Here is a 26,968-nt window from a genome sequence, read left to right as displayed (position 1 = left end):
AGAATCATGACCACTATTCATTATCGTGAAATTATATGTGATGGGTTTAATCATGCGGAAGTCATTGATGAGCATCATAGTTTTGATTTAAAGCATTTTGCTGATGCCTGTGGGCAAAGTCCGGAATGGGTTTTACAACTTCTTGAATACGATATTTTAGACACCCGCCCAGAAGAACGTATTCACCAGTTCTTTGGTGATGACGTTTCTCGTGCGCGTCGGGCTTACCGTTTACAACGCGACTTTGATGCCAGTCTTTCCGCGGTGGCGATGATGTTGGATTTAATCGACGAAGTACAACAATTACGCAAGCAAGTTAAACACATGAATGTAAAAGACTCTTGATTGAGCCTTTAAAACTGAATCGTACTGCTCTATAGGGACAAGTATGTAGGTGTTATTTTTATCCTAAAAACCCATTTTGTGAGAATAATTTAGGCTTATGAAAACCAAAGAATGCAATAAAAAAGTGAAAAAGATGTTTCCTGAACATCAGGAACTGATCCATAAACTACGTCATGATGACCCTCATTTTGCCAAGATATTTGAGAGTCATCAGGAGCTGGATAAAGAAATCGCTCAACTTGAACTCAATCCTGTCAATCTGATCAATGATGATATTGAGTCAATGAAGCGCAAAAAACTAAAAATAAAAGATGAGATTTATAAAATACTGACGCGAACTGCTCAAGTGGTTAATCTTTCTTAACTTTTAACCTTAATAAGAAAAGACAGATCATTCCACTTATCTGAGTTTAAGTTTAGGGCAACCTATCTGGTTGCGCTTAAAAACAGGATTGCTTTTTATAAAAGCGATTTATAAAAAGCAAACCCCTATTTTAACTTGGTCAGTTTTTCGACTTCTTTCATGGTTTCTTTAACCGATTGCTTAATCGGCTCATAATCCAGGAACCAGAATAGATTCACACGCTGATCTTTATGTTGTTGGGCGAGTAAATCAATCACGCTCTTTTCCCCTCGCCCAACCAAATGTCTGCGATAAAAATAATAGACTAGCAATACAGTGGTGATGAGCATGACGATCAACATGCTCCAAAATCCGGTGGGTGATTTCAAGCCTGGAATAAACTCAAAGTTCATCCCATACACGCCGGTCAATAAAGTGAGCGGTGCAAAAATGGCGGTAATAATCGCCAGGATACGCATATTTTCATTGGTTTGATTGGCGATGGCTGAAAAATGCAAGTCGATTGCAGCTTGAATAGAAGCGCGCAGACGAATGGTATGTTTTTGAATTCTTTCCACATGGCTGACTAAATCATTCATACGGACCAGCATGATATCCTGTCGTTCAAACTTCTTCTTGCCTTTTAAATGCGGGTAATTATCGACAATTTCATCACGCAGTTCTTGTAAAGCATCAATTTGTTCTTCACAGAGATTTTCTACTTGCTGAAAAGACATGCTTTCTTGCAACAACTGATTCCACTTGGTAAACCGGCGATGACCTTGTAACAATTCCTGCTGCCAAAACTCAACCCGTCGGGTCAGCGGCACACGTAAATCCAGATAGCCATCGACCATACTGTTCAGCAAGCGCAAAGATAAATCGAGTGGCGTAAGAGGAAGTTTTCGTGACTTATTTTGTTCTTGAGTGGAACGGATAAAATTGGTTTCAATACGGGAAATATAATTTTCTATCGCTTTATTACCTTGCTCACGCACCGTAATCAGCACTTGATGCGTCATGATAAAACTAATTGGTGTGGTGGCTAAACCAAACATGTTTTCATGTAGTTCAAGCGCCTGCTCACCCGTTTCTATTTCATCATCTGGGGTAATGAGTTTACGAAAAATAAGTAAATCATAGTCATCCATAGTATCAAATGCGCAGGGATGCTCTAAATTCAGAATATCTCTGACATGAAATTCGTTTAAGCACACAGGTGTATGCTGATATATTTCTTTTTGCCATGCCTCCGCACGAGTGACCACATCTCCCCGAGTGCAATCGATCCAGATAAATTCAGGTTCGGCTTCAGCATTTAGCTCTTTTTGTACAAAAATATGATGCTCTGTCGGATGTTGGTAGAAATAATAAACCTGCATTAAAACAATTCTCTATTCACAATTTTGCTTTTTTGTTGTTACTCGACAGAAACCTGAGCAATCCAATCTATCGGTCTTAAAATTATGAGCTGCGCTGAAAACTTAAGCAATCAAATAACACCTTATTTCCAAATCTCAATCTAAGTTAAATCCCAAAAAAAAGCCCTGAGCAAGCCAAAGTGATGACTTTGACGAAGCTCAAGGCTTTTCATAGATTTTCATTCACATGAGTTAACTCATGTGAATATTCAAGACATTAAACTTGTTCGATGTCTTTCATCGTCAATTTAATACGACCACGGTTATCAACGTCAGCAACTTGTACTCTAATTTCCTGACCTTCTGTCAATACGTCTGCAACATTGGCAATACGTTCGTTAGAAATTTGAGAAATATGAAGTAGGCCGTCAGTACCTGGCATGATGTTTACAAACGCACCAAATTCAACGATACGAATCACTTTACCCACGTAAATTGTACCTGGTTCGATTTCAGCAGTAAGCGCCTGGATTTTAGCAACCGCAGCAGCAGCAGCCGCTTTAGTTTCACCAAATACGCGAACTGTACCGTTATCTTCGATATCAATTGCAGCTTTAGTTTCTTCAGTAATCGCACGAATCGTCGCGCCGCCTTTACCGATTACATCACGGATTTTGTCCGGGTTGATGTTGATCACTTGGAATGTAGGCGCATGCATAGAAATTTCAGGACGAGCGCGTGAAATCACTTGGTTCATTGCGTTCAGGATGTGCATACGACCCGCATAAGCCTGGTTCAATGCAGCTTCCATGATTTCTTCAGTGATACCTTCGATCTTGATATCCATTTGAAGCGCAGTAATACCGTTTGCAGAACCGGCTACTTTAAAGTCCATGTCGCCTAAGTGATCTTCATCACCCAAGATGTCAGAAAGAACTGCGAAACGCTCGCCTTCTTTCACTAGACCCATTGCGATACCTGCAACTGGCGCTTTCAATGGAACACCTGCATCCATAAGTGATAATGAAGCACCACATACAGAAGCCATTGAAGATGAACCGTTAGATTCAGTGATGTCAGATACGATACGGATGACGTACGGGAAGCGGTCAGCTGGTGGAAGCACGGCTTGAACACCACGACGCGCCAAACGGCCATGACCGATTTCACGACGTTTAGGACCAGATTCACGACCCGTTTCACCTACAGAGTATGCAGGGAAGTTGTAGTGCAACATGAAGTTGTCAGTTTTAGTACCTGACAACGTGTCAACCATCAATGCATCACGTGTGTTACCCAAAGTTGTAGTAACTAATGCTTGAGTTTCACCACGTGTGAATAATGCTGAACCGTGTGCACGGTCAAGAACGCCCACTTGTACGTCTAAGCCACGAACAGTTTTCGTGTCACGGCCATCAATACGCGGTTTACCAGACAAGATATTGTCACGAACGGTACGGTATTTTAAGTCTTCGAATAATTCGTTCACTTCATCAGCAATACCCGTTTCGTCATTTTCTGGAACGAATTGAGCAATGGCTTCAGCATAAAGTGCATCAAGCGCCGCATAACGGTCTTGTTTTACTGCAATAGTGTACGCTTCAGAGATTTTCGCTTCGAATGCTTCTTTCAATTGAGCAAGAAGTGCTTCATTTTTAACTGGAGCAGTCCAAGTAGATTCAACCGCACCTGCAGCAGCAGCAAATTCTTTAATCGCTTGAATCGCGATTTGCATTTCGTCATGACCGAAAAGTACAGCACCCAACATTTGATCTTCTGAAAGCTCTTTCGCTTCAGATTCAACCATAAGCACTGCAGATTCAGTACCCGCAACAACAAGATCAAGATCAGATTCTTTCAATTGTTCGTAGTTCGGGTTAAGAATGTATTCGCCGTTAATTAAACCAACACGCGCACCCGCGATTGGACCACGGAAAGGCGTACCTGCAATTGACATTGCAGCTGAAGTACCGAGCATTGCAGCAATGTCAGCATCCATCGTTTTATCAGAAGAAATAACAGTTGCTGTTACCTGGATTTCGTTGAAGTAACCTTCTGGGAACAACGGACGAATTGGACGGTCGATTAAGCGTGAAATTAAAGTTTCAGCTTCAGACGCACGGCCTTCACGTTTACCATAACCACCTGGAATACGACCGGCAGCATATTGTTTTTCTTGATAGTTAACAGTAAGTGGGAAGAAGTCCTGACCTGCTTTTGCTTTTGGTTGAGCAACAACAGCAACAAGTACAGTTACACCGCCCATAGTGATTACAACTGTGTTTGCTTGACGTGCAACACGACCAGTTTCTAGTACAACCTGGTGTTGACCGAACTGGAATTCTTTACGAATAATATTAAACATCGACATGTATTTTTGTTTCCTGATTTTATTCTAGTGGAGACCCCTAAGGTTTGGCATTCACATTACTCAGCTGTAAGTATAAATGACAAAGCTTAGAAGCCGACCTCACCAGATTGTCAAAACACTAATTTAAGACACAAAGAAGGAGCGAAACAATCGCCCCTTCCCAATACCTGGCCGAAGCCAGGTAGACTTTCTTTTTCAGTCTGACAGCATTCAAAATGCAATAGTCCGAAAAATAAGTTTAATCGAATTAACGACGTAAACCTAAAGCAGTGATCAAAGCGCCGTAACGAGTAGTGTCTTTACCTTTAAGGTAGTCAAGAAGCTTACGACGTTGGTTAACCATACGGATAAGACCGCGACGGCTATGGTGGTCGTGTTTGTGTTCTTTAAAGTGACCTTGCAAATCATTGATTTGTGCAGTCAACAAAGCTACTTGTACTTCAGGTGAACCAGTGTCGTTTTCAGCGCGAGCATATTTAGCAACGATCTCTGCGCGATCTGCGTTTGTTAAAGCCATTCGATTTCTCCGAGATGCTTAAAAAATTACATATGATAGGAATCAATTGATCACTCAATTGACTGCCGTGCATCACTACAGCAAGTGCGCTATTTTAAGGGAAAAGTCAGGTGATTGCAAAAATAGAAACATGTTTTCATCTTTTTATTTCAATTCGCTGATCAGCTACAGTTTTTATTTTTCTATCTTTAAATTTAGCTTAGCAATCCAGCAATGAAATCACGTCCTCCAGATCGGTTTTTCATTCTTTTTTATATGTTGGGAAGCGTCATCCTAAGCATTCGCATCCATTGCATACATCATCCCCATACAGGATAAAAAAAAGCCCAAGCTAGGCTTGGGCTTTTTTTGCGCTGTAGTTTCTTATGTTTTAATAATTATTATTTTATTTATAGTAATAATGTTCGCTGTTTCGCGGTTATTATTATAAACAATCCCTGTGTAACTAGTACTTCCCTGTGTGATCGATTTTGCCATAAAGCTTTATGTAAAGAAGTCGCCTTTTGCGTATCTATTTGTAAGCTTTTACGTACATTAATTATTTTTTTATTACCCAATTAATGTGACCCACCTAACAATAGTATTTAAATACAATAACTAATCGTTAATTTAATATCTATCGAATACAAACCCTGACATTTGAACCCACTTTAAAAATAAACCCACTGATATTTTTAGTGTCCATGACAGATTAAGCAAATCATTTTGTGAAAAGTGATATTTTTTACATATAAAAAAGCCCTGTAGTCTCTCCCAAAACTACAAGGCTTAGCGGCTGTAAGTTTCCTCTTTTACTTACTTCACTGTAAGTTCGCTGTCTCTCGACATTATTATTATATTTTATGGCGATTTTACCCAACTTTCCGTGTTGAGCTTTTTATGTGCAGCCATCATCTCAAAAACATTCATAAAGCTCTATGCGGCAATTTCTCGAATCGCTGTAAGCAATTTCGTACAAAAGCAAAGTTTATTTATTTATAGTTAACAATTTAGTCAATAACTTAGAAATTATTAATCTTCTCTAATAACCCGCTTTTTCTCATAGTTTTAACGGTTAAAGATTGTACTAAAGCGTCTTGATCTGCCAAAAGACTCACCACCTTTTTGGCACGGGTAATGGCGGTATACAGTAATTCTTTACTTAATAAATCCTTTGCCGTTTCATCTAAAACCACTGCGGTATGGGTAAATTCTGAACCTTGCGATTTATGAATCGTCAGCACAAATGCCGTTTCAATACTTTTCGGTAAGCGGGTAGCAGGTACCCATTTTTCCAAACTTGGGAAATAGACCTCAAACTGTGATTGTCCATCTCGACTGCGTTTAAAACAGATCCCGATATCACCATTCGACAAGCCCAGTTGATAATCGTTATACGTCATCATCACTGGACGACCGACATACCAATCCCCTTGCTTGCTCATCTGTAGTGATAAAGCATCGAGTAAGCGTTGTTCGATGTGTAGATTCAGCTGGGTCAAACCCAAAGCACCATGTCGAATGGCAGCCAAAATTCGGTAATCATCAAAAACTTTGACTACTTGTGGTACCCAAAGTTCCGGTTCATCGGCAGTTAAATAACTTTTCAAGACTTCAATATAAGGTTGATACCCCAACATCAGTTTGTCGTAATAGGGGGTTCGGTCAAATTGCTTGGACATATGCTGTGGCAGATATTCCAGCTGAATTTGATCCTCCATGTCAGATTGAAGGGATACAGATTTTATCTCACTCGGATGAACCACTTGCTCGGCAAACTTCCCTAACAATGCTACGCCATTTTGAGTGGGTTGTTGCTCTTGAATAAATTTCGCCATTTGCCCAATCAATGCACCCTCTTTAAAACGGCGACTGGTGACCAAATTCACCCGATTCTCGGCTAAAGCGGGGACTTGCTGTAAATCTGCCAGCACTGAACCGACATCGACTGCTGCCAACTGATCCGCATCGCCCAATAAAATTAACCGTGCCTGATCAGGCACCGCAGACAACAACATATTGGCCAAACTTAGGTCCAGCATCGAGGCTTCATCGACCACAATCACGTCATACGGCAAAGGTTGTTTGGCATGAAAACGTGGCTGATAGTTAGTTCCCAAACCCAATAATCGGTGAATGGTAATCGGATTGAGTTGTTTTAAATCATCACTGACCAAATCCTGCAACTTTTCGTCATTCAGCGAGTTTTGCAGCGCCTCTTTCATACGCTGTGCCGCTTTACCCGTCGGTGCTGCCATGGCAATACGGATATTCGGCAGCGCCTGATTCAGCACGGCAATAATACGTGCCAGCGTGTAGGTTTTCCCTGTCCCCGGTCCACCGGTAATAATATTCAGTGCTTGCTTCGCCACCATACTTAAGGCTTGAATTTGGTGTTCATCTGTTAATAAATCGGGATAAGCCGAAATATCAACGGCTTCGATATTTTGCTGTTTTAAACGTGCCACTTGTTGAGCCAAAGACTGTTCCAATGCCCAATAGCGATATAAATACAAACGATTGTCTTCATAAACAAAGGGGGCAATCTGCTGCTGAATATTGGATACTGAAACCACTAAATCATTCAGGGTATCGGCTTGTGCTTGAGTTGCAGAAATACAACTATCGCCTTGTTGAATCGCTTCCAGAACTTGCTCGATAATATCGCTGCTATTTTCCTGCTGTGATGCATGACTAAAAGGTTTCTGGCGAATAAACTGACTCCAAGTGCTGATCCATTCAGCGCTTTGACCCTCTTTATATTGTTTATTTTCCACACATTTACCCTCAAGGTTATCCACAGCTTAATTTATTGTTTACAATCTACTAATTTCGATAAATTAAGCGATTTTGCTGCTTTTATCTTCAGCAAAGTAGCCCAAAATAGCATCAAGACGCAGGACAAATTCGGCATCCGGTTTCCAGTGATAAAAACCGTGTTCAGCTTGTCCATTCATGCCGCGCAAATACAAATAACTTGCACCGCCCAAATGCGTCTCAATGTCATAGTTCTGCATTTGAACCGTTAAATAACGATGCAACGCCACCAGATACAGGCCTGCCTGCAACCAGTAACTGGCTTGCGACATACTTTGCCTGATTGCCGTTCCGGCATAATGCGATTGATCGGTGCCTAAAAAGTTACTTTTATAATCGGCAATGTGATATTGCTGACCATCAAAATAAACCAGATCAATTGAACCGGTTAAATAACGTGCAGAATTAGCTTGGTTAAAATCCAGCATCTCTATGCCATATTCTGCGTACAGTTGATGAATACGTTGAATCGCCAAGACATGATCGGACAGAGACAAATAAAATGGAAATTCAGCCAGATGTTCATGTTCGGTCAGTTGATTCAGCTGAAAATCCTGATGCAAAGGTGTGACTAAAACCTGTTGCAACCATTCCCCCATCCAGGTAATCAGCTGTTCTTCATCCTGCTGCTGAAATTCCTGTTCATATTTAGCACAGAGTTCTAACCATAAACCTGGATAGTCATTTTTAAAACGGCGGCGAATCTCCAAAGGCCAATCCTGTTGATCTTTGAAATCGATATGTTCAAAAATTTCATGCAGGAAGGTTCCCGCCACAGTGCCCATCGGAAAGTTACGCTTGATCCATGACAAGGGTTGGTTCGAAACGGTTTCAAGCGGTTCAATCACGTGAATTTCATCCGCTGCACTGAGCATTGGTTCGGTATTGACCGCCAAAGCATCCATCGCTTGTTTACGGCTTAAATGCTGTGCCAGTGCACTGAAACTGGTTTTGGAACGTGGATAAAAACGCTGCGTGGGAAATTCCAAAGCCTGTAAAGGTAAAACTTCTTGCTGCTGTTTGGGCTGTAACTTGATCGGCTTCTCATTCAGCAAAGCTTCATCTGCACTCCCCGGATGAGCAAAAGTTTGTGGTGCTTGCCCACGCCAGAATGCCAAACCATGATTTGATTTACCGTCCTGATCCTGCAACATGGCGTAGACACGATGGCTGGCTCGGGTCAGTGCCACATACCAGAGTCGATGTTGCTCCGCCACAGCACGTGCATTGTGCTGATCAATTGCAGCTTGTTGCAGCAAGTTCTTGTCATTCACCGCAACCACACGCTGTACTTCAACTTTACCTGTCACCGGATGGACATGATCTACGGTGGAAAAATTCAGGGTTTTGTTCATTTCCTTGAAGTCTTTATCAGCCCCCAATAAAAAGACAATTTTAAACTCCAGCCCTTTGGACTGATGAATGGTCATCAATTGCACTCCTGCCTCATTCGACAGTTTACGCTCCAGTTCCCACTCCCTTTCCGCCGGAGATTGCAGTTGTTTTAAATACCAGTGATAGAGCTTTTGTGCGCCTTGGTATTGTTCACTGTGCTGACTGAGTAATTCGGTCAGATGGCGCAAATTCACTACCGTGCGTTCATTATCCCGGCTTTGGCTCGCTACCAAGTTTTTCCAAACTTGAAATAGGTTTAGACAATACTGCCAAGCCGTTAAAAAACCTTTTTCCAGCCACATTTCACGAATGCAGTCAAAATCGTAAATGAACTGGCTTAAACCATCCGCCTGCGCTTCAAGTTGAATCAGCTGCTGTAAATTAAAACCCAATAATCGGCTGAGTAAAGCACGCTTAATTTTGCCTTCATCATAAGGATGCATAATGGCAGCCAGCACTGCACCAACATCTTTGGCAACCTGATGATCAAACACGCTGCGTTTCGATGGGCGATTGACCCGAATACCTAAACGCTCCAATTCATATTGGACTTTGTCCAGACCATCATGGTTTTTCGATAAAATCGCGATGTCATTTTCAATCAGATATTTCGGTCCAGTTTTTTCTGCCAGATAGAGTTTTTCTTCTATGCCCTGATTGAGTAAATCCCGAATTTTCCATGCGACCTGAATCGGCTCTGCTTTTTTATCACTCAATTGTACCCAGCGTAAGGGTTGGTGATTTTCACCTTGTCCATCAATCAGCGGTGGATGGGGACGAACACCGACTTCAACTGGACTGTAAAACACCTCTTCACCAAAATCCATCTGGCGCTGGAATAAAGCATCGACAGCTTCTACTAACGCTTTAACTGAACGATGGTTGTGTCGCAAACTGTATTCCTGACCTTGTTTGGACAGCACATCAGCACGAGCCTTGTTATAGGTCAGCATGTCGCCACCGCGAAAGCCGTAAATCGCCTGTTTCGGGTCACCGACCATGATCATGCAGCCTTGCATATAACGCTTCTGATCACGCCAGATCTGCGACAGCATATCGTCCTGATCCTGGTTGGTATCCTGAAATTCATCCACCAAAATCAAGGGATAATGTGCCTGCACAAACTTGGCAAAACGCAAACCTTGCTCGCCTTGCAGTGCTTCCGACAATGTCCGAATCTGCTGGGCAAAGGTGGTTTCACTTTTCTGCTGCAGCACTTGCGGTAAACGCTTTTTCACTTCGCGGCTTAAATAAAATTTCAAATAGGCATCCAGTAAATCCAGATCCATATTCAGTTTGGACAAAGCCTCACAAAAACTTTTCAGCGATTGAATCACCCCATGCTGCTCGAACTGATTCAGCACATCTTCAGCACATTTATTCAGGACTTTTTTAGTGGCGAGATCGGTCAGGTTTTTCAGGGTCTTTTCAAAATGCGGTGCAAATAAAGCATAGCTGCGCTGTTCAGCCAAAGCCTGAATAAAAGCCGGTAAATCATCACATAGCGTGCGTTGCATCAAGCCATCGCTACGCCATTTTTTACCAATCACCGAATGATATTGTCCATCAGCCGAATAGTATTCGCTCAAGGTGGGAATCAGGCTTAAATCCAGCTGAATAAAGTTATCCACCAGCTGTTCAAACTGGTTTAAATCCAGTTCTGGCGCAGTGACTTCCTGAAACTGTGCCGAAGCAAAGTTCAGGGTATTTTCCACCACAGGGACATAAGCGTCCTGCGATTTTAACTTTTGATTAAGCAGTAGATAATTGACCACATTTTGCGGTTGCAACTGAATCCATTCACGTAATACATCATGAATCAGCTGATGGGTATAATTCTTGGCATCATCGGTGATATCGGCACGTTCAATTTTGCCACTTTCAAATGAAAACTCACGCAACAGCTTTTGACTGAAACTGTCCAGTGTCCCCACGAACAGTTCATCCAGCTGATCAAGCACCAGTTTTAAACGTTCACGGGCAAAATCCACGCGTGTTGCATAATCGGTCAGGACTTTTTGAAATAAGGGATCGGTTTCAGAGGCAATTTTGGCTTGAATTTCAGCATCAGTTAATTTTTGGCAGCTTTCAAAATAACGTAAGGTTTCAACCAAACGCAGTCGAATCCGGTTTTTCAGTTCTGCTGCAGCTTTACGGGTAAAAGTGGTGGCAATCACCTGATTCGGCAGATACTGATTCAGTAAAATCCGCACCATCAAACTGGACAGGGTAAAGGTTTTCCCTGTACCGGCCGAAGCCTCAATCCAGTGCAAGCCTTTGAATTGCATATCCACAATCGGGTTAAAGGAAATCTTTCTTAAACTTTGAGGATGATTCATTTATTGTTATTCCTCAATCACTTGTTGATGCCAGAACACGGGCTGATAAAGCTGATAGGAAAATTGCGCGCAGGCATCTTCAAGCAATGCAGTCGCATCCTGTTCCTGTAAAATAAACTGCCAGTCACGGTGCATTTTGGTGGCTTCATTATCTGCGACAGAAAAACCGCTGAACTTGCCATCTTCATGCCAGTCTTTATAGATCACATCCATATCATCAATGCACATCTGGTTCTGTTCATTCGGTTGCCAGTCATGCTGTTTGTCTTTTTCAGCAATTTTAAGCAGCAATGCCGCAGGCAAAACCAGCGGTTGGCTTTGCCCGTATTTCCAGGCCGCCAGCCAGTGATCCAGCCACTCGCGTGCTTTATTCGAGGTGACGCCATGACATAAAATGGTTCGGTCACTGAACACCACAATCCGTGCCAGTTTTTCGCCACCCTCACCCATGTTCAGATAAGCCAGCCAAAGCAGATATTCCAGCCAGACTTTGGCGCGACGTTTGGCACGTGCACTCGATGCTTCCAGACTGACCCATTTTTCAGCACTATTTTTCGGCAGGTTGATGTTCATATAAACATGATCATTGACCTTCCACACTTGCTGCGTGGTCGGCGTGACTTCAGGAGCATATTTCAACAATCGTGCTTTTAAACGTTCTTGCTCCACCACGCTCATCTGCCAGCTACTCTGTTGCAGCTTGCCAATCGGCAATTGATCCATCAGTAATTCAGGTTGCGCGGCACCCTCCTGCTTTTGCAAGAACTGGCGCACGGCATAACGTCCTAAACCATCCAGTAACAAAGGTTCTTGCACCGCGGGTAAATCTTCAGGATGCAAATTTTCCACACCGAGCGTTTTTAAATATAAGCGTGCCGGGAAGGTCACATCCTGAATCCATTGATGACTGTCCAGCACCTGAACATCTTGCTGCAGATTTTGATAGGGCGTATTCACCCAAGACAAGCGCTGTCCCGTGGCATGCCGCAGTTGCCCCGCCACACAGAACCATTGATCCTGATAACGCACTGGCCGAGCCGATTCAAATCCCGCCGGATCAAAGGGTAATAAAGGATGCACATGATAAAGTGACTGCAGTTGTTCAGGCACCTCCACCCCATTGATCTCCACGGTTGCATCCGCTTCTGTATCGGGCTGTTTGGTCTGAACAATAAAGGCCAGATGCTGAATCAGTTCCTGTAACACGGTCGACGGATCACGTACTTCACCATCATTAATATCGAAGCCGTTATAAAACAGCCACAGGTTATCCTGTGCCAACAGCAGATTATCTAAAAATGCCCCCTGATCATCTTCCAGGCGGGAACGATCGCCCAACTGGGGTTTCAGTAAATCCATCAAATCGAAGGGTAAATGTTGGGTTCGATTCGGAAACTTGCCGCTGTCGAGTCCAAGCATCACAATCAATTTATACGGCACAGGACGGATCTGCCCGATCTGGCTAAAGGTAATCTGTCCAGTCGGTTCAGCATGTTCCAGCTGTGCTTCCAAAGTAGTGTTAATTTCCGCCAGCAAATAAGGCAACGGCAAACTTAGGCTGCGCAAGGCATGATGATCATGCTCATCATAGAAACTCGCCAGTGTCAGCATTCGTTCCTGTTTTTTAATAATTTTATAAACAGCCGTTAAGGATTCAACACCGGCCTGTTCAAACTCGGCAATGTCCTGCATCAGGCGTTTGAGCCATTGCTCTACAGCTACAGTCTGACCTTGCTCATGCGCAATCATCCAGTCACGGCGGGCATCAAAATCCTGATAAATCTGAATCAACTTGGCAATCAGCTCAAAGTCGCTTGGCAATACTTTGGCAAAACTCAGCGTGCCTTGAAACAAGGTATGTTCGGGAATGGCAATCCCCAAAGCCAAACGATCAAGCGCGAATTTAAAACTAAAACGATAGTCTTCATCGCCTGCAGACAAACTGCGTTGTAAATGCTCTGCATCCAGTCCACGTTTAAAGCCGGCATCCACCAGCAATTCAGTGATACGTTCAATTGAATTGACTTCTAAAGCGTAACGCTGCTGGGTAGCACCCAGACTAAGCCAATCGGCAAAATCCTCAATGGTAAAACGCCCTTGAATCAATTCAATGCGCCCCAGCACCGCTTTCCAGGCGTTCAGCGCATCCAGCTGGGTCACGCCGGCAATTTTAATCGGCAAATAAACACTGTCTTTGGAGAGTTGATGACTGCTGCCCGTTTTTTGATGAATCAGATCACGTTCACTGGGTGGTGGTGCAAATACACTGCGAATCAGCGGTTCAAGTTCACTCAAGCTTGGGCTTAAAACCAAGATGTCACTTGGCCTGCGTGGTGCATCTTTTGTGCCTTGCGCTAACCAGTGAATCAGCTGTTCTTTTAAAACTTCAAGCTGGCGCAAACTGGAATGGCAGACATGAATCTGTATCGAATCATCCTGCTCATCCAAAATATATTGATGCTGTTCAGGCTCGACCAGATACAACACATCCGACTGAATTTTACCGAGCAGATTCTGTTTATATTCATCGACAAAGACATCTGCCCAGACCCCATCTTCGCCTGAAGACAAGTTGGACAACAAGGAAAAATGATCACGTGCCTGTTTACCAAAACGGGTCAGTAACGGATGACGTGACTCACGCTGTTCAGCATTAAAGTTTAAGGTAAATTCCTGAAAGAATTTTTCAATATCAGCATCACTGGCTTTCGGGTTTTTGGCAATAAAGCGTTCTTTGACCCGTACGTCATAGCGTGCTTTCCAGTTCGGATCCACACTGTCTGCCCAATATTCTTGCGAAGGGTTGTAATGCAGAATATAAATATCGATGTACTGCCCCAAACGGCGTAAAAACTCCAGTTGCATCGGCGGTAAATCGAGTAAGGTAAAAATCACCAATTGTCGCGGCAGTTTTTTTAAGGCCACTTTACGTGTTTCTGGATCATCCAGAATTTCCCAGAACATCGCATCAATACTTTGCATTTGTTCAAAGTCCTGATGAAACACTTCCTGCCATAACCAGCGCTGCCAAGCTTCCAGTTCGCGTGCCTGATTCAGGGTAAATTCAGAAATTTCAGTATTGGTTTTAAAGAACATATCTTCAATAGAGAGTTCTTTGTTTTGCCCCCAAGCCTGTAACCAGTTGCTTGGACAACTGCACATATTCGGTGGACAATTTTTCTGGCAATGCCCGCGATATTCCATGTAATGACTAAACAGACGTGATACCTGTTCCGCCACCCAATACAGCATGCCCTGCTTTTTCAGCTGTTTTTCTACGCCTTGTTCCAAACGATCGGCACTGTCATAAATCCGTTGCACAATGGAATGTAAAGGATGATCTAAGGCTAAAGGATTTTGTTCGGCCTGAATAAAGGTTTTCAGCGCCTGAAACACGCGCCACTTAATAATAATGCGGGGAATATTGGCTTTACGGACTTGTTCTTTTTGATCGACCAGCACCCATTGATAAGCTGACCACTGAAAACCACGAATACGGTGATGAAACTGGGTATTGGCACTGATGCCTTTTTGTTCTGCCAGTTTTTGCGTGAGCCATGTTTCCATAGCATGTGATGGCACAATAAAATGCTGGGTTTGCAGAACCTGAAAAGGCGTATTAGCAGGCTTATTCACGGTCGTCAGCATGGCATGTACCAGTACATCAATACGCTGACTTTGAATCACATGAATTGCCATTAATTACCTACTCCTGTTTTTTTCAAAATTAAATATCTACAAAACCACAAAGATTATTTACTATACATCTGCATCTGTCTATGTCACTTTTAGGTGGTCATTGAATTTAAAAATGCTTTGAAATTCACACCTTAATGATGGTTGAATAGAACAAATAACACGAAATTTAAGGTATTTACATGATGAAAATAGATAAAATTCCAGACTCAATAGACCCAGCATTAGATTTGGAAGCCATTCGTGCGGAATGCTTAGAACTTGTCAAAAAACGTGCTTACTGTTCTGCAGGTGCTGCAGTAGTACCTGTTCCGTTTCTGGATGTTGTCATCGACGTCGGAATTTTGTCACAACTCATTCCAGAAGTGAATGCACGTTTTGGTTTGGCCCCTGAACAAATCAGCGTCTATGATCCAGAAACCAAACAAGTGCAGTGGAATGAACTGCGTAAACGTGGGGTCGAGTTTTCTGGTTTGGTGGTTGCCCGTACTGCGGTCAAAAAATCCCTCAACAATGTGGCAGCAAAGGTCATCACCAAACAAGTGACTAAATTTATCCCCTTAGGCGGACAAATTGTTGCGGCAAGTTTAGGCTATTTTGTGATGAAAAAAGTCGCTGGAGCCCATGTAGAAGAATGTTACAAAATTGCCAATGGTATTCAACAAAAACAAAAAGCACAGGTGGTGAATTAAACCATCTGTGCTAAGTGGTGGATGATCAAGGCAGATTAATCTCTCCGCTGAGAGTCTTAATTCGCTCTCAGCTGTTTTAAAATGGCTCGTAATACTTCTAAACGTGCCGTATTTTTATCATTCGTCGCAATAATATACCAAGGAGCATGGGCTGTACTTGTTCTTTCAAACATATCTGCTGCGGCACTTAAGTATTCATCCCATTTTTCACGATTACGCCAATCATCTGCGGTAATTTTGAAGCGTTTATGCGGGGTTGCTTCACGTACTTTAAAGCGCGCCTCTTGTTCATCCTTACTAATCGCCAGCCACAATTTAATCACCACCGTTCGACTATTGACTAAATCTTTTTCAAAACGGTTAATTTCATCATAGGCACGTTGCCATTCGGCCTCGTTGACAAAACCCTCAACACGCTCAACCAATACCCGGCCATACCAGGAACGGTCAAAAATGGTAATATCCTCCTCCGTTTGTAACTTGGTCCAAAAACGCCATAAATAGGGATGACGTATTTCATATGTCTCAGGCGCTGAAATGGGGTGAATATCATATTCACGTGGATCAAGATTTTTGACAATGCGTTTAATCGCTCCGCCTTTACCTGCCGCATCCATTCCTTCCAAAACAACAATGGCCTTAAGATCATCAAAACGTAGGGCTTCTGCCACCTTAATAGACAGGTTTTTCAGCTCTTTTTTATAATCTTCTTTGGTAATCGGCTGATTTTCAGGATGCAATAACAGTTCTGGAACAGCAGCTTGTTTCCACGTGGCTGTGCTTTGACTTAAATGTTTAGGACAATGCTTCATGGCTGCCAAAATGGTCTGCGCAAATTGTTGATCTCGCGTTTTTTCATCTTCACAATCGATAATTGTCCAGTCTTGGGTAAAGCGCTGACGCAGCTTTTGCACGTTGTCATATTGTTTTTTATTGCGCCAGTCCAGACCATGCAATTTGTGCCAATGCACTTCACTCGGATCAATATTGTCAAGTCGTTTCTGCAAAGATTTCCACGACAAGTCAAACCAGACTTTAATCACGTCAACATGATTGTTTTTTAAATCCTGCTCAAAAGCACGCATATCTTCAATGTATGCATCAAACAGCGTTTCATCCAAGGGCTTGGACACATGCAAGGCAGTGACCAGCAAATCAGTGTACCAATTGCCAAACATCACCATAATTTCACCTTCGGCAGGAATAGAAGGTGCGTAAGGCTGCCAAAAAATTTGCTTCTGATTCAACATGATTGGTGGATCTGCTTTGACTCGCAAATAACGGGGATCAACCCATTCACGGAGTTGCTTGACTGACTCCCCCTTGCCCGCCAATTCAATTCCATTGACTAAAACCAGAACACTTTTAGCATTCTTTTGATCGCGGGTATTTTTTAAAAGATATTGTGCTTCAATCAGATTCAAGGAGAGCTCATCTTCATCCAGCAGCTGACTTTCTATTTTTTCTGAAGGCATATAATTCTCAAATCTATCGTTCTTCATGGCAGTATAGCGAAGCTGAATACGACACAACATAGCAAGATGTGCAGTTTATGTTGCTTAGAATTGCTTATTTCCAGATCAAACTGACCTGTTTAAAATCATTTTTTCATCATTTTGTCATAGCAGCTTTGTCAATCTACCTCTAAGATTTACCCAACTGAAAAATAATAGGGACGCATAATGTCGAAACTGGCTGCATTGGATGACTTGTTAGAGTTGTACTATCAATTGAATTATCATCAAAACCCTGACATTTTCCAACGTCTTCAAGATGTGCAAGCCTGGCAAAAAAACCGCATGCAAAACACGCATGTCGAACAGTTTTCAGAAAAACACAATATTTTAATGTCTGAATATTTTCTGAATCGCCTGTATGGCGGTCCAGATTTCGATGCCCTGGCAGAGCAAATTGCACGTTTAGCGAAATATGCACACAAAGCCGAAAAGCTACTTTCTGAAAATGCCATTAAAACAGGAACATCAAGTGTGTCTTTGGCGATTTTAGCAGTCCAACTGGATGAACAAGTGGCAATGCAATTGCTCGAAGACTATCATCCCCATGAAACCTTAACTGATGAGATGATGCGTCTGACTTATCTTAAACTGGATCAGGGGCAACAGCGCCTCACACAGCTGGATTTACTGGATCAACTGGGTTTTAATTTAGATAAGTATATGCGCTCATTTATGGTCTATACCGCATTTAAAATGTGTAAAGGTGCTGCCAGCAAATATAATTTCGACATCATGTATGAGTTCATGCAGGATGGCTTTTTAGCGATGAAACCGTTAAAGTCGGCAGAGAAGTTTGTCAAAGATTTTACTGCGGTTGAACGTCAAATCATTCATAAAGTTCATGCAGGTGATCCGAATCCATTTCAATAACGTCATGCTGTGATGGAAATAACACAATGAGCCGCGAATAAAAACACAGAGCAAATTTCTGTATATTATTCATAACAATTGCATGCGGATTGCTGTACAACGTCTTAGAATCTGTCATCATGCAAGCACTGCAATATTAACCCTATTTTTATGTTAGGAGTGACTCTATGTCTAACGAAAATCAAACGCCTACCTCGACACCTGAGCCGGCACAAAACACAGACAAAGTGAGTCCATTCTTAACTGAACCATTACCGCAAGGGACAGCACAAGGTCAGCAACAAACTTTACAACAACAGTTGACCGATACGCCTGTCACTGGTTCAGTGCCTAAATACAATCTGCCGCGTGGCGCAAACACCGGCAATGTGGGCGAAACCACACACTTTGGCTTTCAAACTGTAAGCAGCCAGGATAAAGCACAAAAAGTGGCGGAAGTGTTCCATTCTGTAGCGAGTAAATACGACATCATGAATGACTTGATGTCATTTGGTATTCACCGTTTATGGAAACGCTTTGCCATTAACATGTCTGGCGTACGTCGTGGTCAGCATGTACTGGATATTGCAGGCGGTACAGGTGACTTGGCTAAAGTATTCAGTCGTGAAGTCGGTCCTACCGGTCATGTGGTTCTTTCAGACATTAACGAATCGATGTTAAATGTCGGTCGTGACCGTTTAATCGATGCAGGCTGTACCAATGTAGACTTCGTTTTAGCCAATGCTGAAACTTTAGAGCCATTTGCAGACAACAGTTTTGACTTGCTCACCATCAGCTTCGGTTTACGTAACGTGACCGACAAAGATGCTGCACTCGCTGCAATGTACCGCGTACTTAAGCCAGGCGGTCGTTTATTGGTGCTTGAATTCTCTAAACCGGTGTTTGAGCCATTCTCTAAACTTTATGATTTGTATTCGTTCACAGCTTTACCGATCATGGGCAAAATCATTGCCAATGACTCGGAAAGTTATAAATATTTGGCCGAATCGATTCGTATGCACCCCGACCAACGCACCTTAAAAGGTATGATGGAAAATGCCGGATTCCAAAACTGTGATTACCATAACTTAACTGGTGGTATTGTCGCGGTTCACCGTGGCTTTAAACTTTAAGGTTTCGCACTATGTGGTCGATTCTGGCACTTGGTGCAGTTGAACGATTAATTCATCATGTGATTGATCTGGATGCGATTACCCGCATCCAGCTGAATGAATTACAAGGCAAAATGTTGCGGGTGGTCATTGACTCACCTCAACTGTCTGTCGATGTATTCTTTGACCAAGACAAAGTTCGTTTAGAACCGACTGTCACGGGTCAAAGTGATACGCCATCCATCTTCGAACAACGTCCATTCGATAAAAATGAACAGATTTCTGAAGCGACTGCGACCTTACAGGTTAAAAATGTAATCGAGCTTTTGAAACTGTTACTGACTGATGATGTCGGTAATATTCCGCTACAAGGTGACTATCACCTGTTGCAGGATATTCAGCGCATTATGCAACAAGCTGAACCTGATTTAGCTGCGCATTTAAGTCCCTGGATTGGCCCCGCCCTTGCACATGAACTGGGTAAAATCCAACTTGCACCGAAACAGTTAAAACGCACGCTTGAAAGCTATGCGTTCTTTGCCGAAGATGCATTAAAAGAAGATACCGGTCTGTTTGCCTCACGCTGGCAGATGGATGATTTAAACCAAGACACTCGAATTTTCAATCAAAATTTAGATCGTGCTGAAGCTAAAATTCAACAACTTCAGGCACAGATTGATTCAACTCAAAACCAGGTATAAGCATTTATGATTCCGCACGTTTCACGTTTACTCGAACTTTGGCGCATCGCCGCGCACTATAGACTCGACACGTTGTTTCCTGCGGAAGAATTACCTGAAAAAGCCCGTCATGTTTTAAGCCTGATTCGCATGCACCCTGCGGCATGGTCAAGCCGTGAACGTAAAAATCCACTGAAGCTGAAAGAAGCTTTAGAGGAAATGGGACCACTTGCGATTAAACTTGGGCAATTGCTCTCCACCCGTCGTGATTTGATTCCACCGGAAGTTTTACAGCAGTTGGTGCTTTTACAAGACCGAGTCAAACCCTTTGACAACAACGTTGCCAAAATGCGCATTCAGGAATCACTGAAAGCCGATGTAAATACCTTGTTTGCCCGTTTCGATGAACAACCGCTTGCTGCGGCTTCCATCGCTCAGGTGCATACCGCAGCATTGCATGATGGTCGTGAAGTGGTGGTGAAAGTCACCCGCCCCAATATTCGTCAGCAAATTTTACAAGATTTTGAAATTCTCGATTGGCTCGGTGCTGCTTTAGAAAAACGTCTAGAAGCGGCACGTGCCTTACATCTTTCTGAAATTATTCAGGACTATCGTCAAATCATTCTGAATGAACTGGATTTGACTTTAGAAGCCGACAACACCCGTCGTATGCGCCATTATTTTACTGGCTCAAGCATGATGTATGTGCCTGAAGTGTATATGGACAGCAAAGATGTGATGGTCGCTGAACGCATCACCGGTGTGCCTATTTCCGATATTGCGACCTTCGATCGCATGGGGATGAATCGCGTAGACTTGGCAGAAAAAGGTTTAACCATTTTCTTTACCCAAGTGTTCCGTGACAACTTCTTCCATGCCGACATGCATCCGGGTAACGTGTTTGTCGAAACCATTAACCCGAGTAATCCACGCTTTATTGCACTGGATTGCGCGATTATGGGTGAGCTATCCAAACACGATCAAATGACCGTGGCACGCATGTTACTGGCAGTGATGAACAGCGACTTCATGCAGCTGATTCTGGTGGTGCATCAAGCCGGCTGGATTCCACCGGGTACGGACCAGGATGCTTTAGCACGTGAAATGCGTCGTACCGTAGGGCCAATGGTTTCTAAACCGATGCATGAGCTAGACTTTGCCGGCATCCTGATTCAAGTGATGGATATTGCGCGTCGTTTCCATCTGGAAATTCCACCACAGTTGATGCTATTGCTGAAAACACTGGTGCATGTCGAAGGTTTGGGAACAGACCTCTACCCTGAACTGGATATCTGGAAACTGGCAAAACCGATCCTGACTGACTGGATTAAAGCGCAAATGAATCCGCAGAAGAACCTGAAGGAATTGGGACAAAAAATTCCTGATCTTCTGCTCGGTGCGCAGGATTTACCTAGCTTGATGATCGACAGTTTAAACGGTCTAAAAAATCAGTCTGCTTGGCATTCCAAACAGTTAAATGAATTACAAAGCATGCGTTTGCAAATGGAACATCAGCAAAAACGCAGCTGGATTTTCGGCAGCATGATGGCAATTTTCTTATCGATTGCGATTATTGCTCCTTGGTATGTTTCGATTCTTTTGATTGCATTTTCCAGCTTACTTGCTGTTTGGCGTGTGGTGAAATAACAAAGTCCACTTACCGCCTAGATCTACCTTTAAACAGCCTGATTATTTAAATAATCAGGCTGTTTTTTCTATCCAATGACTCATCAGTCACTGACTGAATGATCTCGGCATTGCTGCCTCAGCACAGCAACCTAAAATAACAACATACTTGTATATTTAATCATAGACCATGACGCAAATCTTGCATAAACGCCCTCCTTCATTAAATATCCATGCTGGCCGATTGGCACGCAAACTGATTGAAAAAGAAGGTTTACAGGGAAGCTTTGTCGATACTATTCCCGGCGCTGCAGGTGGTCCAAAAGGGATTGGTATTCAAGGTTTAGACCAAGCCATTTTTGGCGATTTTTTGGCGCAAGCACCACAACGTAGAACCCTGATTGGTTCATCCATTGGCAGTTGGCGTTTTGCCAGTATTTTGGCGTGGGGCGCTAAAGAAGGGACTGAACGTCTTTCAGAACTTTATACCAACCTGTATTTTCACAAAAAAATGTCGCGTCAAGACGTCGGTAATATTTGTCAAGGCATGTTGATTGACCTGATTCAAGGCAAAGAACAACAACTGGTTGATCATCCTGACTATCATCTCACTGTGATTTCAATTAAAGCACAGCATATTTTCCAAAGTGATAAGTCCTTCCCTCTCCTTGCCTCTATCGTGGGTATTATTGGCAGTAATGCGCTTGGACGTAAACACAATCGTCTGTTTATGCAGCGCGTGATTAGCCAACCCTCATCCGGTCAGCAATTTAAAGTAGATGATGACTTTGTTACCCATTATCAAACTTTAAATAGCAACAATGTCACGCCTTGGTTGATGGCTTCTGCATCTATTCCGGGAGTTATGGCAGCTATTCGCGATATTCCAGATGCGCCTAAAGGCAGTTACCGTGATGGGGGGTTAATTGACTATCACATTGACCTTCCTTTTGAGAGCCAAGGCATTGTGCTATATCCGCACTTTAGCGACCGCATTACACCGGGTTGGTTCGATAAAATGTTGAAAAAGCGTAAGGCGAATCCTGAAAATCAGGCACGAACTTTACTACTTTCCCCTTCCGCAGAATATTTGCAATCGCTACCGCTCGGACGCCTGCCCGATCGTAAAGACTTCACTTTAAAAGGCTTAGATCAGAAACAGCGCATTCAAATGTGGAACCGGTGTGTAGCCGAAAGTCAGCGCTTGGGTGATGAATTTTTAGAAATGGTGGAAAAGCAAAACTTGCCGCAATTTATGCAAGATTTATAAAACTACTCTGAATTGAGCTTATCCATGGATAGGCTTAATTTTAAGTGGCATATTTCTATCAGTTGGTTTTTGATCCGTTTTACCCATAAAAATAATGAAATACATTTGCACGAAAAAAAACATACAACTGCGTGATAAGTAAACTAAATGATCATACGTATATTTTTTTCTCAAACACTCGCTAATCACGTACACTATGTAGTTGCGATTTTAATTCGCTCTTTTCCATTTTGAACATATTTTTGGTGAAATTCTCATGAACAACTTGCAATGGCTCGATGAAGTAAAATTTAACGAACAAGGTCTAATCCCTGCCATTGCACAGCATCATCAAACCGGTCGTGTGCTCATGGTTGCATGGATGAACCGTGAAGCTCTAGCCTTAACTGCAGAAAAAAACCAGGCCGTTTACTTCTCCCGTTCACGTCAAAAATTATGGCATAAAGGCGAAGAATCAGGTCATTTCCAAACCGTGCATGAAATCCGTTTAGACTGCGATGCAGACGTGATTGTATTGCAAATTGAACAACATGGCGGCATTGCCTGCCATACTGGTCGTGAATCGTGTTTCTATCGTAAACTCACACCAAATGGTTGGGAAATTGTCGATGCGCAATTAAAAGATCCAAGCCAGATTTACGCTGAAAAATCAGTGAATCCACATACGCTTGCCATGAATGCCTCAACTGCCCAATCTGAACAAGTGGAAGTGCTAGACTATTTAGGGCAGATGATGACCGAGCGCAAAGCGGCAGATCCTGACTCCTCTTATGTAGCGAAGCTGTATCACAAAGGCTTAAACAAAATTTTAGAAAAAGTCGGTGAAGAAAGTATTGAAACCATCATCGCAGCGAAAGACTTTAAAGCTGAAGCGCATGAAGATAATAAAAATGACCTGATTTATGAAGTGGCAGATTTATGGTTCCATACCATTGTCATGTTGGGATATTTCGATCTTGAACCACAACTGGTTTTAAACGAACTTGCACGTCGCCAAGGCTTATCCGGATTGGTTGAAAAAGCCAATCGTCAACACTAAGCCGATGACTGTGTCTAATTCGCAAAAACCGAGTGCAACCTATGAGCAAGCCATTGCCATAGACAATGCACGTTTGGGCAAATCCTTTAAAGTGATTGCTTATGCCGGCACAGGTAAAACCACCACTTTACAAATGATCAGTGATGCCATGCCCGAGCGGCGTGGCATGTATCTGGCGTTTAATAAAGCCATTGCATCAGAAGCACAAAGTAAATTTCATCGTGGTGTCGACTGTCGTACTTTTCACTCGCTGGCTTTTCGTAGTGTGCCGCGTGGCGTGACCGACAAACTGCGTTTACCGCGTTTAAGTCCAAGTTTTATTGCCAAGGAATATCGACTGCAACCGATTACCCTGCGTCGTATGATGGGTGGACGTTATGAAAAATATGTGATGATGCCGAGTCGTTTGGCGAGCTTGGTGGCAAATGCAGTCAGTTATTTCTGTTCGACCAGTTCGCAATATCCTGCGCCACGCCATCTACAAGCACCGAGCTGGTTACATCCGGATGATATTGATGAGTTGCAAAAGCATCTTTATCCCGCGATTGAACGGCGCTGGTTAGAATCGATCGATCCCAACCATCAAGCCGGCATTGGTCACGATATTTATCTGAAACTTTGGGCTTTGTCTGAACCGAATATTCCAACAGATTATGTGCTGTTTGATGAAGCACAAGATGCAGATCCATTGATGCTGGGAATTTTGCTGCGTCAAAGAAATACCCAAGTGATTTATGTGGGGGACGCACATCAACAGATTTATGCCTGGCGCGGTGCGGTCAATGCCATGCAGCAGCTGCCGCTACCTGAATCGCGCCTGACCACCTCATTTCGTTTCGGTGAAGAAATTGCCTTGAATGCCAATGCGATTTTGGGCGCCTTAAATGAAACAGTGCCTTTGCTTGGCAATCCGTATCTCAATTCAAAAGTGGTCAATAAACCGCATACCAAACAACGCGATGCGATTTTATGCCGTACCAATGCGCGTGCGATGGAGTTATTGCTCGCAGGTTTAGTGCATGGTGATAAAGTTAGTTTACAAGCCGATCATGTCAAACTGAACCGTTTTGTCGATGCCGCCAGCATGCTGAAACAAGGCAAACGAGTGACTGATGTGCCTGAACTGGCCTGGTTTAATTCATGGCATGACGTGCATGAATACTGTGAAACCAATGACGGCAGTGACATTAAACCTTTGGTGAAACTGGTCGATGATCACGGTACCGATCCCCTCAAAAGAGCCTTGGCGAAAATCACTCCGATTGAACATGCCGACTACATTATCTCGACTGCACACAAAGCCAAAGGTCTGGAATGGGATCGCGTGCATATCGAAGATGACTATCAGTTTAAGGTCAATGAAAAAGACCATAAAATTAGTGACGAAGAGTTAAGATTGCTTTACGTTGCCTGCACACGTGCTAAAGTGAGTTTAAATATTCACCACATTTACGATTTGGTACAGCAACTTAAAAAGCAAATGCCATTATCGTTGCGTAAAGCCGTGGGAGAATAATTCAGCTCATTTCGCAATGCGGGTGTTTTATGAAAATCGAATCTGTTCAACTCAAACACGCCCTTCATTTTGCTGACCTCAAGCTGAAATTTAGCGACAAACCGATCACCCTGATTCTGGGTGATCAAAGCTCGGGTAAAACCGGTATTTTAAAATTCACTTATCAAGCACTGACCTGGTTTGCAGCACGTTATAAAGACTTTCGTGCTGCCGGTGTGGTGATGCTTGATCAAGACATTATGTTCACGCGCTTGCAATCCAAAATTGATATTCGGGTTCGAATTCCCAATGATATTGGCACTTTAACCGAAGCCAGTGAGCCACAAGACAAAGCACTTTCTTACTGCGATTGGCAGCTGTATAAAACCTTAAATAGTCATGGTATCGGCACCAGTAAAGCCGAGACCCAACAATTGGAAAATTTGGTCGAACTTTATCAAAATGCGATCAAGCATGATCAGCTGCAAGGATTACCCTTAATTGCCTATTATCCTGCGGAACGCTTCGTCAATGAAATGAATATTCTGAGCAAGAATAATCCTGTCATTTTCCAGACCTCACACGCCTATGAAATTTCAACTATTCCTTACACCACCTTTAGCCGTTTTTTTGAATGGTTTCGTGAAATCAGTGATATTGAAAATGCCCAGATTGCCCAACTGTTTCAACAATTGCTGTCCAATCCATCCATCCAGAAAAACAAAGATAATGGCTTCCTGCAACAATTGGTCAATGCTCAAAAACAAATGAACGCACCGAGCCTGGATGCGTTGAAACAAGCCTTAAGCACGGTCATTCCTGCTTTAGAAGACATTTATATCCAGTACCAGCCTAAATTACAGTTGATGGTGAGCTATCAGAATAAAACCATGCTCTATCAACAATTGTCTAATAGCATTAAAAACTGGATCGCGTTGGTGGGGGATATTGTGCGCCGCTTATGCTTGCTCAATCCAAACAGTTTATATCCCTGCCTTGAAGGGGATGGAATTTTATTGATTGATGCAATTGACCACCAGCTCGATCAAAATACCTCGCAAGTGATTTTGCAACGCTTACATCAGGCATTTCCACGTCTACAGATTATTGCTACCGGCAATCGCAGCGAATTACTGGAACATGCAGCAGACTATCAATGCTTGAAACTGGAAAACAAACAGATCTTTGATATGCAGCTGCAACCTTTGCAAGACAAGTTTGATACGATTTATGAGAACCTGGTTTTTAATGAAGAAGTGATTGAAACTGATCCATTGCTTGACCCCGAATTAGAAAGCATCACACCACAAAGCATCTTGCAACAGATTCAACAGCATTTAAGCGTAGAACAACAAAATGAATTGCTTGATTTATTGAATCAGCAAGATGATAGGTCTTCGCCCCACCCTCTACCCTAACCAAAAAATTGAATTTAATCACCAAACAGATTCGACATTTCAAAGAGTCATTTTCAAGAATCATTTTTAAGTTTTCATCTGTCTAAACACTCGACGCCTAGAAAGAA

The 26,968-nt window shown here is 42.8% G+C and carries 18 protein-coding genes; 11 read left to right on the top strand and 7 right to left on the bottom strand.

Annotated elements, in window-relative coordinates; genetic code table 11:
* Positions 1-6: 6 nt before the first annotated feature.
* On the top strand, positions 7-345 hold the full coding sequence (locus HLH18_RS06355) for a chaperone modulator CbpM (RefSeq protein ID WP_131287777.1): 339 nt from the start codon (positions 7-9) through the stop codon (positions 343-345).
* A 97-nt stretch (positions 346-442) separates the two neighbouring features.
* Entirely contained in the window at positions 443-709 is a 267-nt protein-coding gene (locus tag HLH18_RS06350) for an HP1242/YdcH family protein (RefSeq protein ID WP_131287780.1), read from the top strand.
* Positions 710-834: 125 nt separating this feature from the next.
* Here the strand turns inward: HLH18_RS06350 and HLH18_RS06345 are convergent, their stop codons facing one another.
* The 6 genes from HLH18_RS06345 to HLH18_RS06320 form a co-directional block, all read right to left on the bottom strand.
* Positions 835-2,070 (bottom strand): magnesium transporter CorA family protein, encoded by a 1,236-nt coding sequence (locus HLH18_RS06345; protein WP_171546197.1) that lies wholly within the window; start codon positions 2,068-2,070, stop codon positions 835-837.
* Between the two features lie 256 nt (positions 2,071-2,326).
* Positions 2,327-4,414 (bottom strand): polyribonucleotide nucleotidyltransferase, encoded by a 2,088-nt coding sequence (gene pnp, locus HLH18_RS06340; protein WP_171546341.1) that lies wholly within the window; start codon positions 4,412-4,414, stop codon positions 2,327-2,329.
* 253 nt (positions 4,415-4,667) lie between these two features.
* On the bottom strand, positions 4,668-4,937 hold the full coding sequence (gene rpsO / locus HLH18_RS06335; RefSeq protein WP_131287789.1) for a 30S ribosomal protein S15: 270 nt from the start codon (positions 4,935-4,937) through the stop codon (positions 4,668-4,670).
* 1,001 nt (positions 4,938-5,938) lie between these two features.
* Complete coding sequence (gene recD / locus HLH18_RS06330) at positions 5,939-7,693, bottom strand: exodeoxyribonuclease V subunit alpha (protein ID WP_171546196.1); 1,755 nt, start codon at positions 7,691-7,693, stop codon at positions 5,939-5,941.
* Positions 7,694-7,756: 63 nt separating this feature from the next.
* Positions 7,757-11,467, bottom strand: coding sequence for a UvrD-helicase domain-containing protein (locus HLH18_RS06325; RefSeq protein ID WP_171546195.1), 3,711 nt, complete (start codon positions 11,465-11,467; stop codon positions 7,757-7,759).
* A 6-nt stretch (positions 11,468-11,473) separates the two neighbouring features.
* On the bottom strand, positions 11,474-15,166 hold the full coding sequence (locus HLH18_RS06320) for an exodeoxyribonuclease V subunit gamma (protein ID WP_171546194.1): 3,693 nt from the start codon (positions 15,164-15,166) through the stop codon (positions 11,474-11,476).
* Between the two features lie 182 nt (positions 15,167-15,348).
* Between HLH18_RS06320 and HLH18_RS06315 the strand changes: the two genes are divergently transcribed.
* Positions 15,349-15,855: a hypothetical protein gene (locus HLH18_RS06315; protein ID WP_171528420.1), complete on the top strand. Its 507-nt coding sequence runs from the start codon at positions 15,349-15,351 to the stop codon at positions 15,853-15,855.
* A gap of 56 nt (positions 15,856-15,911) precedes the next feature.
* Here the strand turns inward: HLH18_RS06315 and pap are convergent, their stop codons facing one another.
* The gene (gene pap / locus HLH18_RS06310) at positions 15,912-17,330 is read right to left on the bottom strand and encodes a polyphosphate:AMP phosphotransferase (protein ID WP_171546193.1); all 1,419 of its coding nucleotides are present in this window, start codon (positions 17,328-17,330) and stop codon (positions 15,912-15,914) included.
* Between the two features lie 207 nt (positions 17,331-17,537).
* On the opposite strand from pap, the gene HLH18_RS06305 reads away from it, so the two are divergent.
* The 8 genes from HLH18_RS06305 to HLH18_RS06270 all read left to right on the top strand — a co-directional run bounded on the left by HLH18_RS06305 (position 17,538) and on the right by HLH18_RS06270 (position 26,861).
* Positions 17,538-18,242, top strand: a complete 705-nt coding sequence (locus HLH18_RS06305; RefSeq protein WP_171546192.1) for a DUF8198 family protein — start codon at positions 17,538-17,540, stop codon at positions 18,240-18,242.
* Positions 18,243-18,409: 167 nt separating this feature from the next.
* Positions 18,410-19,354 (top strand): bifunctional demethylmenaquinone methyltransferase/2-methoxy-6-polyprenyl-1,4-benzoquinol methylase UbiE, encoded by a 945-nt coding sequence (ubiE, locus tag HLH18_RS06300; RefSeq protein WP_171546191.1) that lies wholly within the window; start codon positions 18,410-18,412, stop codon positions 19,352-19,354.
* Between the two features lie 11 nt (positions 19,355-19,365).
* Positions 19,366-20,034: a ubiquinone biosynthesis accessory factor UbiJ gene (locus HLH18_RS06295; protein WP_171546190.1), complete on the top strand. Its 669-nt coding sequence runs from the start codon at positions 19,366-19,368 to the stop codon at positions 20,032-20,034.
* Between the two features lie 6 nt (positions 20,035-20,040).
* On the top strand, positions 20,041-21,660 hold the full coding sequence (locus HLH18_RS06290) for an ABC1 kinase family protein (RefSeq protein WP_171546189.1): 1,620 nt from the start codon (positions 20,041-20,043) through the stop codon (positions 21,658-21,660).
* A gap of 169 nt (positions 21,661-21,829) precedes the next feature.
* Positions 21,830-22,909 (top strand): patatin-like phospholipase family protein, encoded by a 1,080-nt coding sequence (locus HLH18_RS06285; protein ID WP_171546188.1) that lies wholly within the window; start codon positions 21,830-21,832, stop codon positions 22,907-22,909.
* Between the two features lie 256 nt (positions 22,910-23,165).
* Positions 23,166-23,948, top strand: a complete 783-nt coding sequence (gene hisIE, locus HLH18_RS06280; protein ID WP_171546187.1) for a bifunctional phosphoribosyl-AMP cyclohydrolase/phosphoribosyl-ATP diphosphatase HisIE — start codon at positions 23,166-23,168, stop codon at positions 23,946-23,948.
* A 10-nt stretch (positions 23,949-23,958) separates the two neighbouring features.
* The gene (locus HLH18_RS06275) at positions 23,959-25,464 is read left to right on the top strand and encodes a UvrD-helicase domain-containing protein (protein WP_171546186.1); all 1,506 of its coding nucleotides are present in this window, start codon (positions 23,959-23,961) and stop codon (positions 25,462-25,464) included.
* A gap of 29 nt (positions 25,465-25,493) precedes the next feature.
* Positions 25,494-26,861 (top strand): AAA family ATPase, encoded by a 1,368-nt coding sequence (locus tag HLH18_RS06270; RefSeq protein ID WP_171546185.1) that lies wholly within the window; start codon positions 25,494-25,496, stop codon positions 26,859-26,861.
* Positions 26,862-26,968 lie beyond the last annotated feature (107 nt).

Source organism: Acinetobacter sp. ANC 5414, from assembly GCF_013004295.1.
Taxonomy (GTDB): Bacteria; Pseudomonadota; Gammaproteobacteria; order Pseudomonadales; family Moraxellaceae; genus Acinetobacter.
Note: the sequence above shows the minus strand (reverse complement) of the source record. Positions and strands in the feature narration are given on the sequence as shown.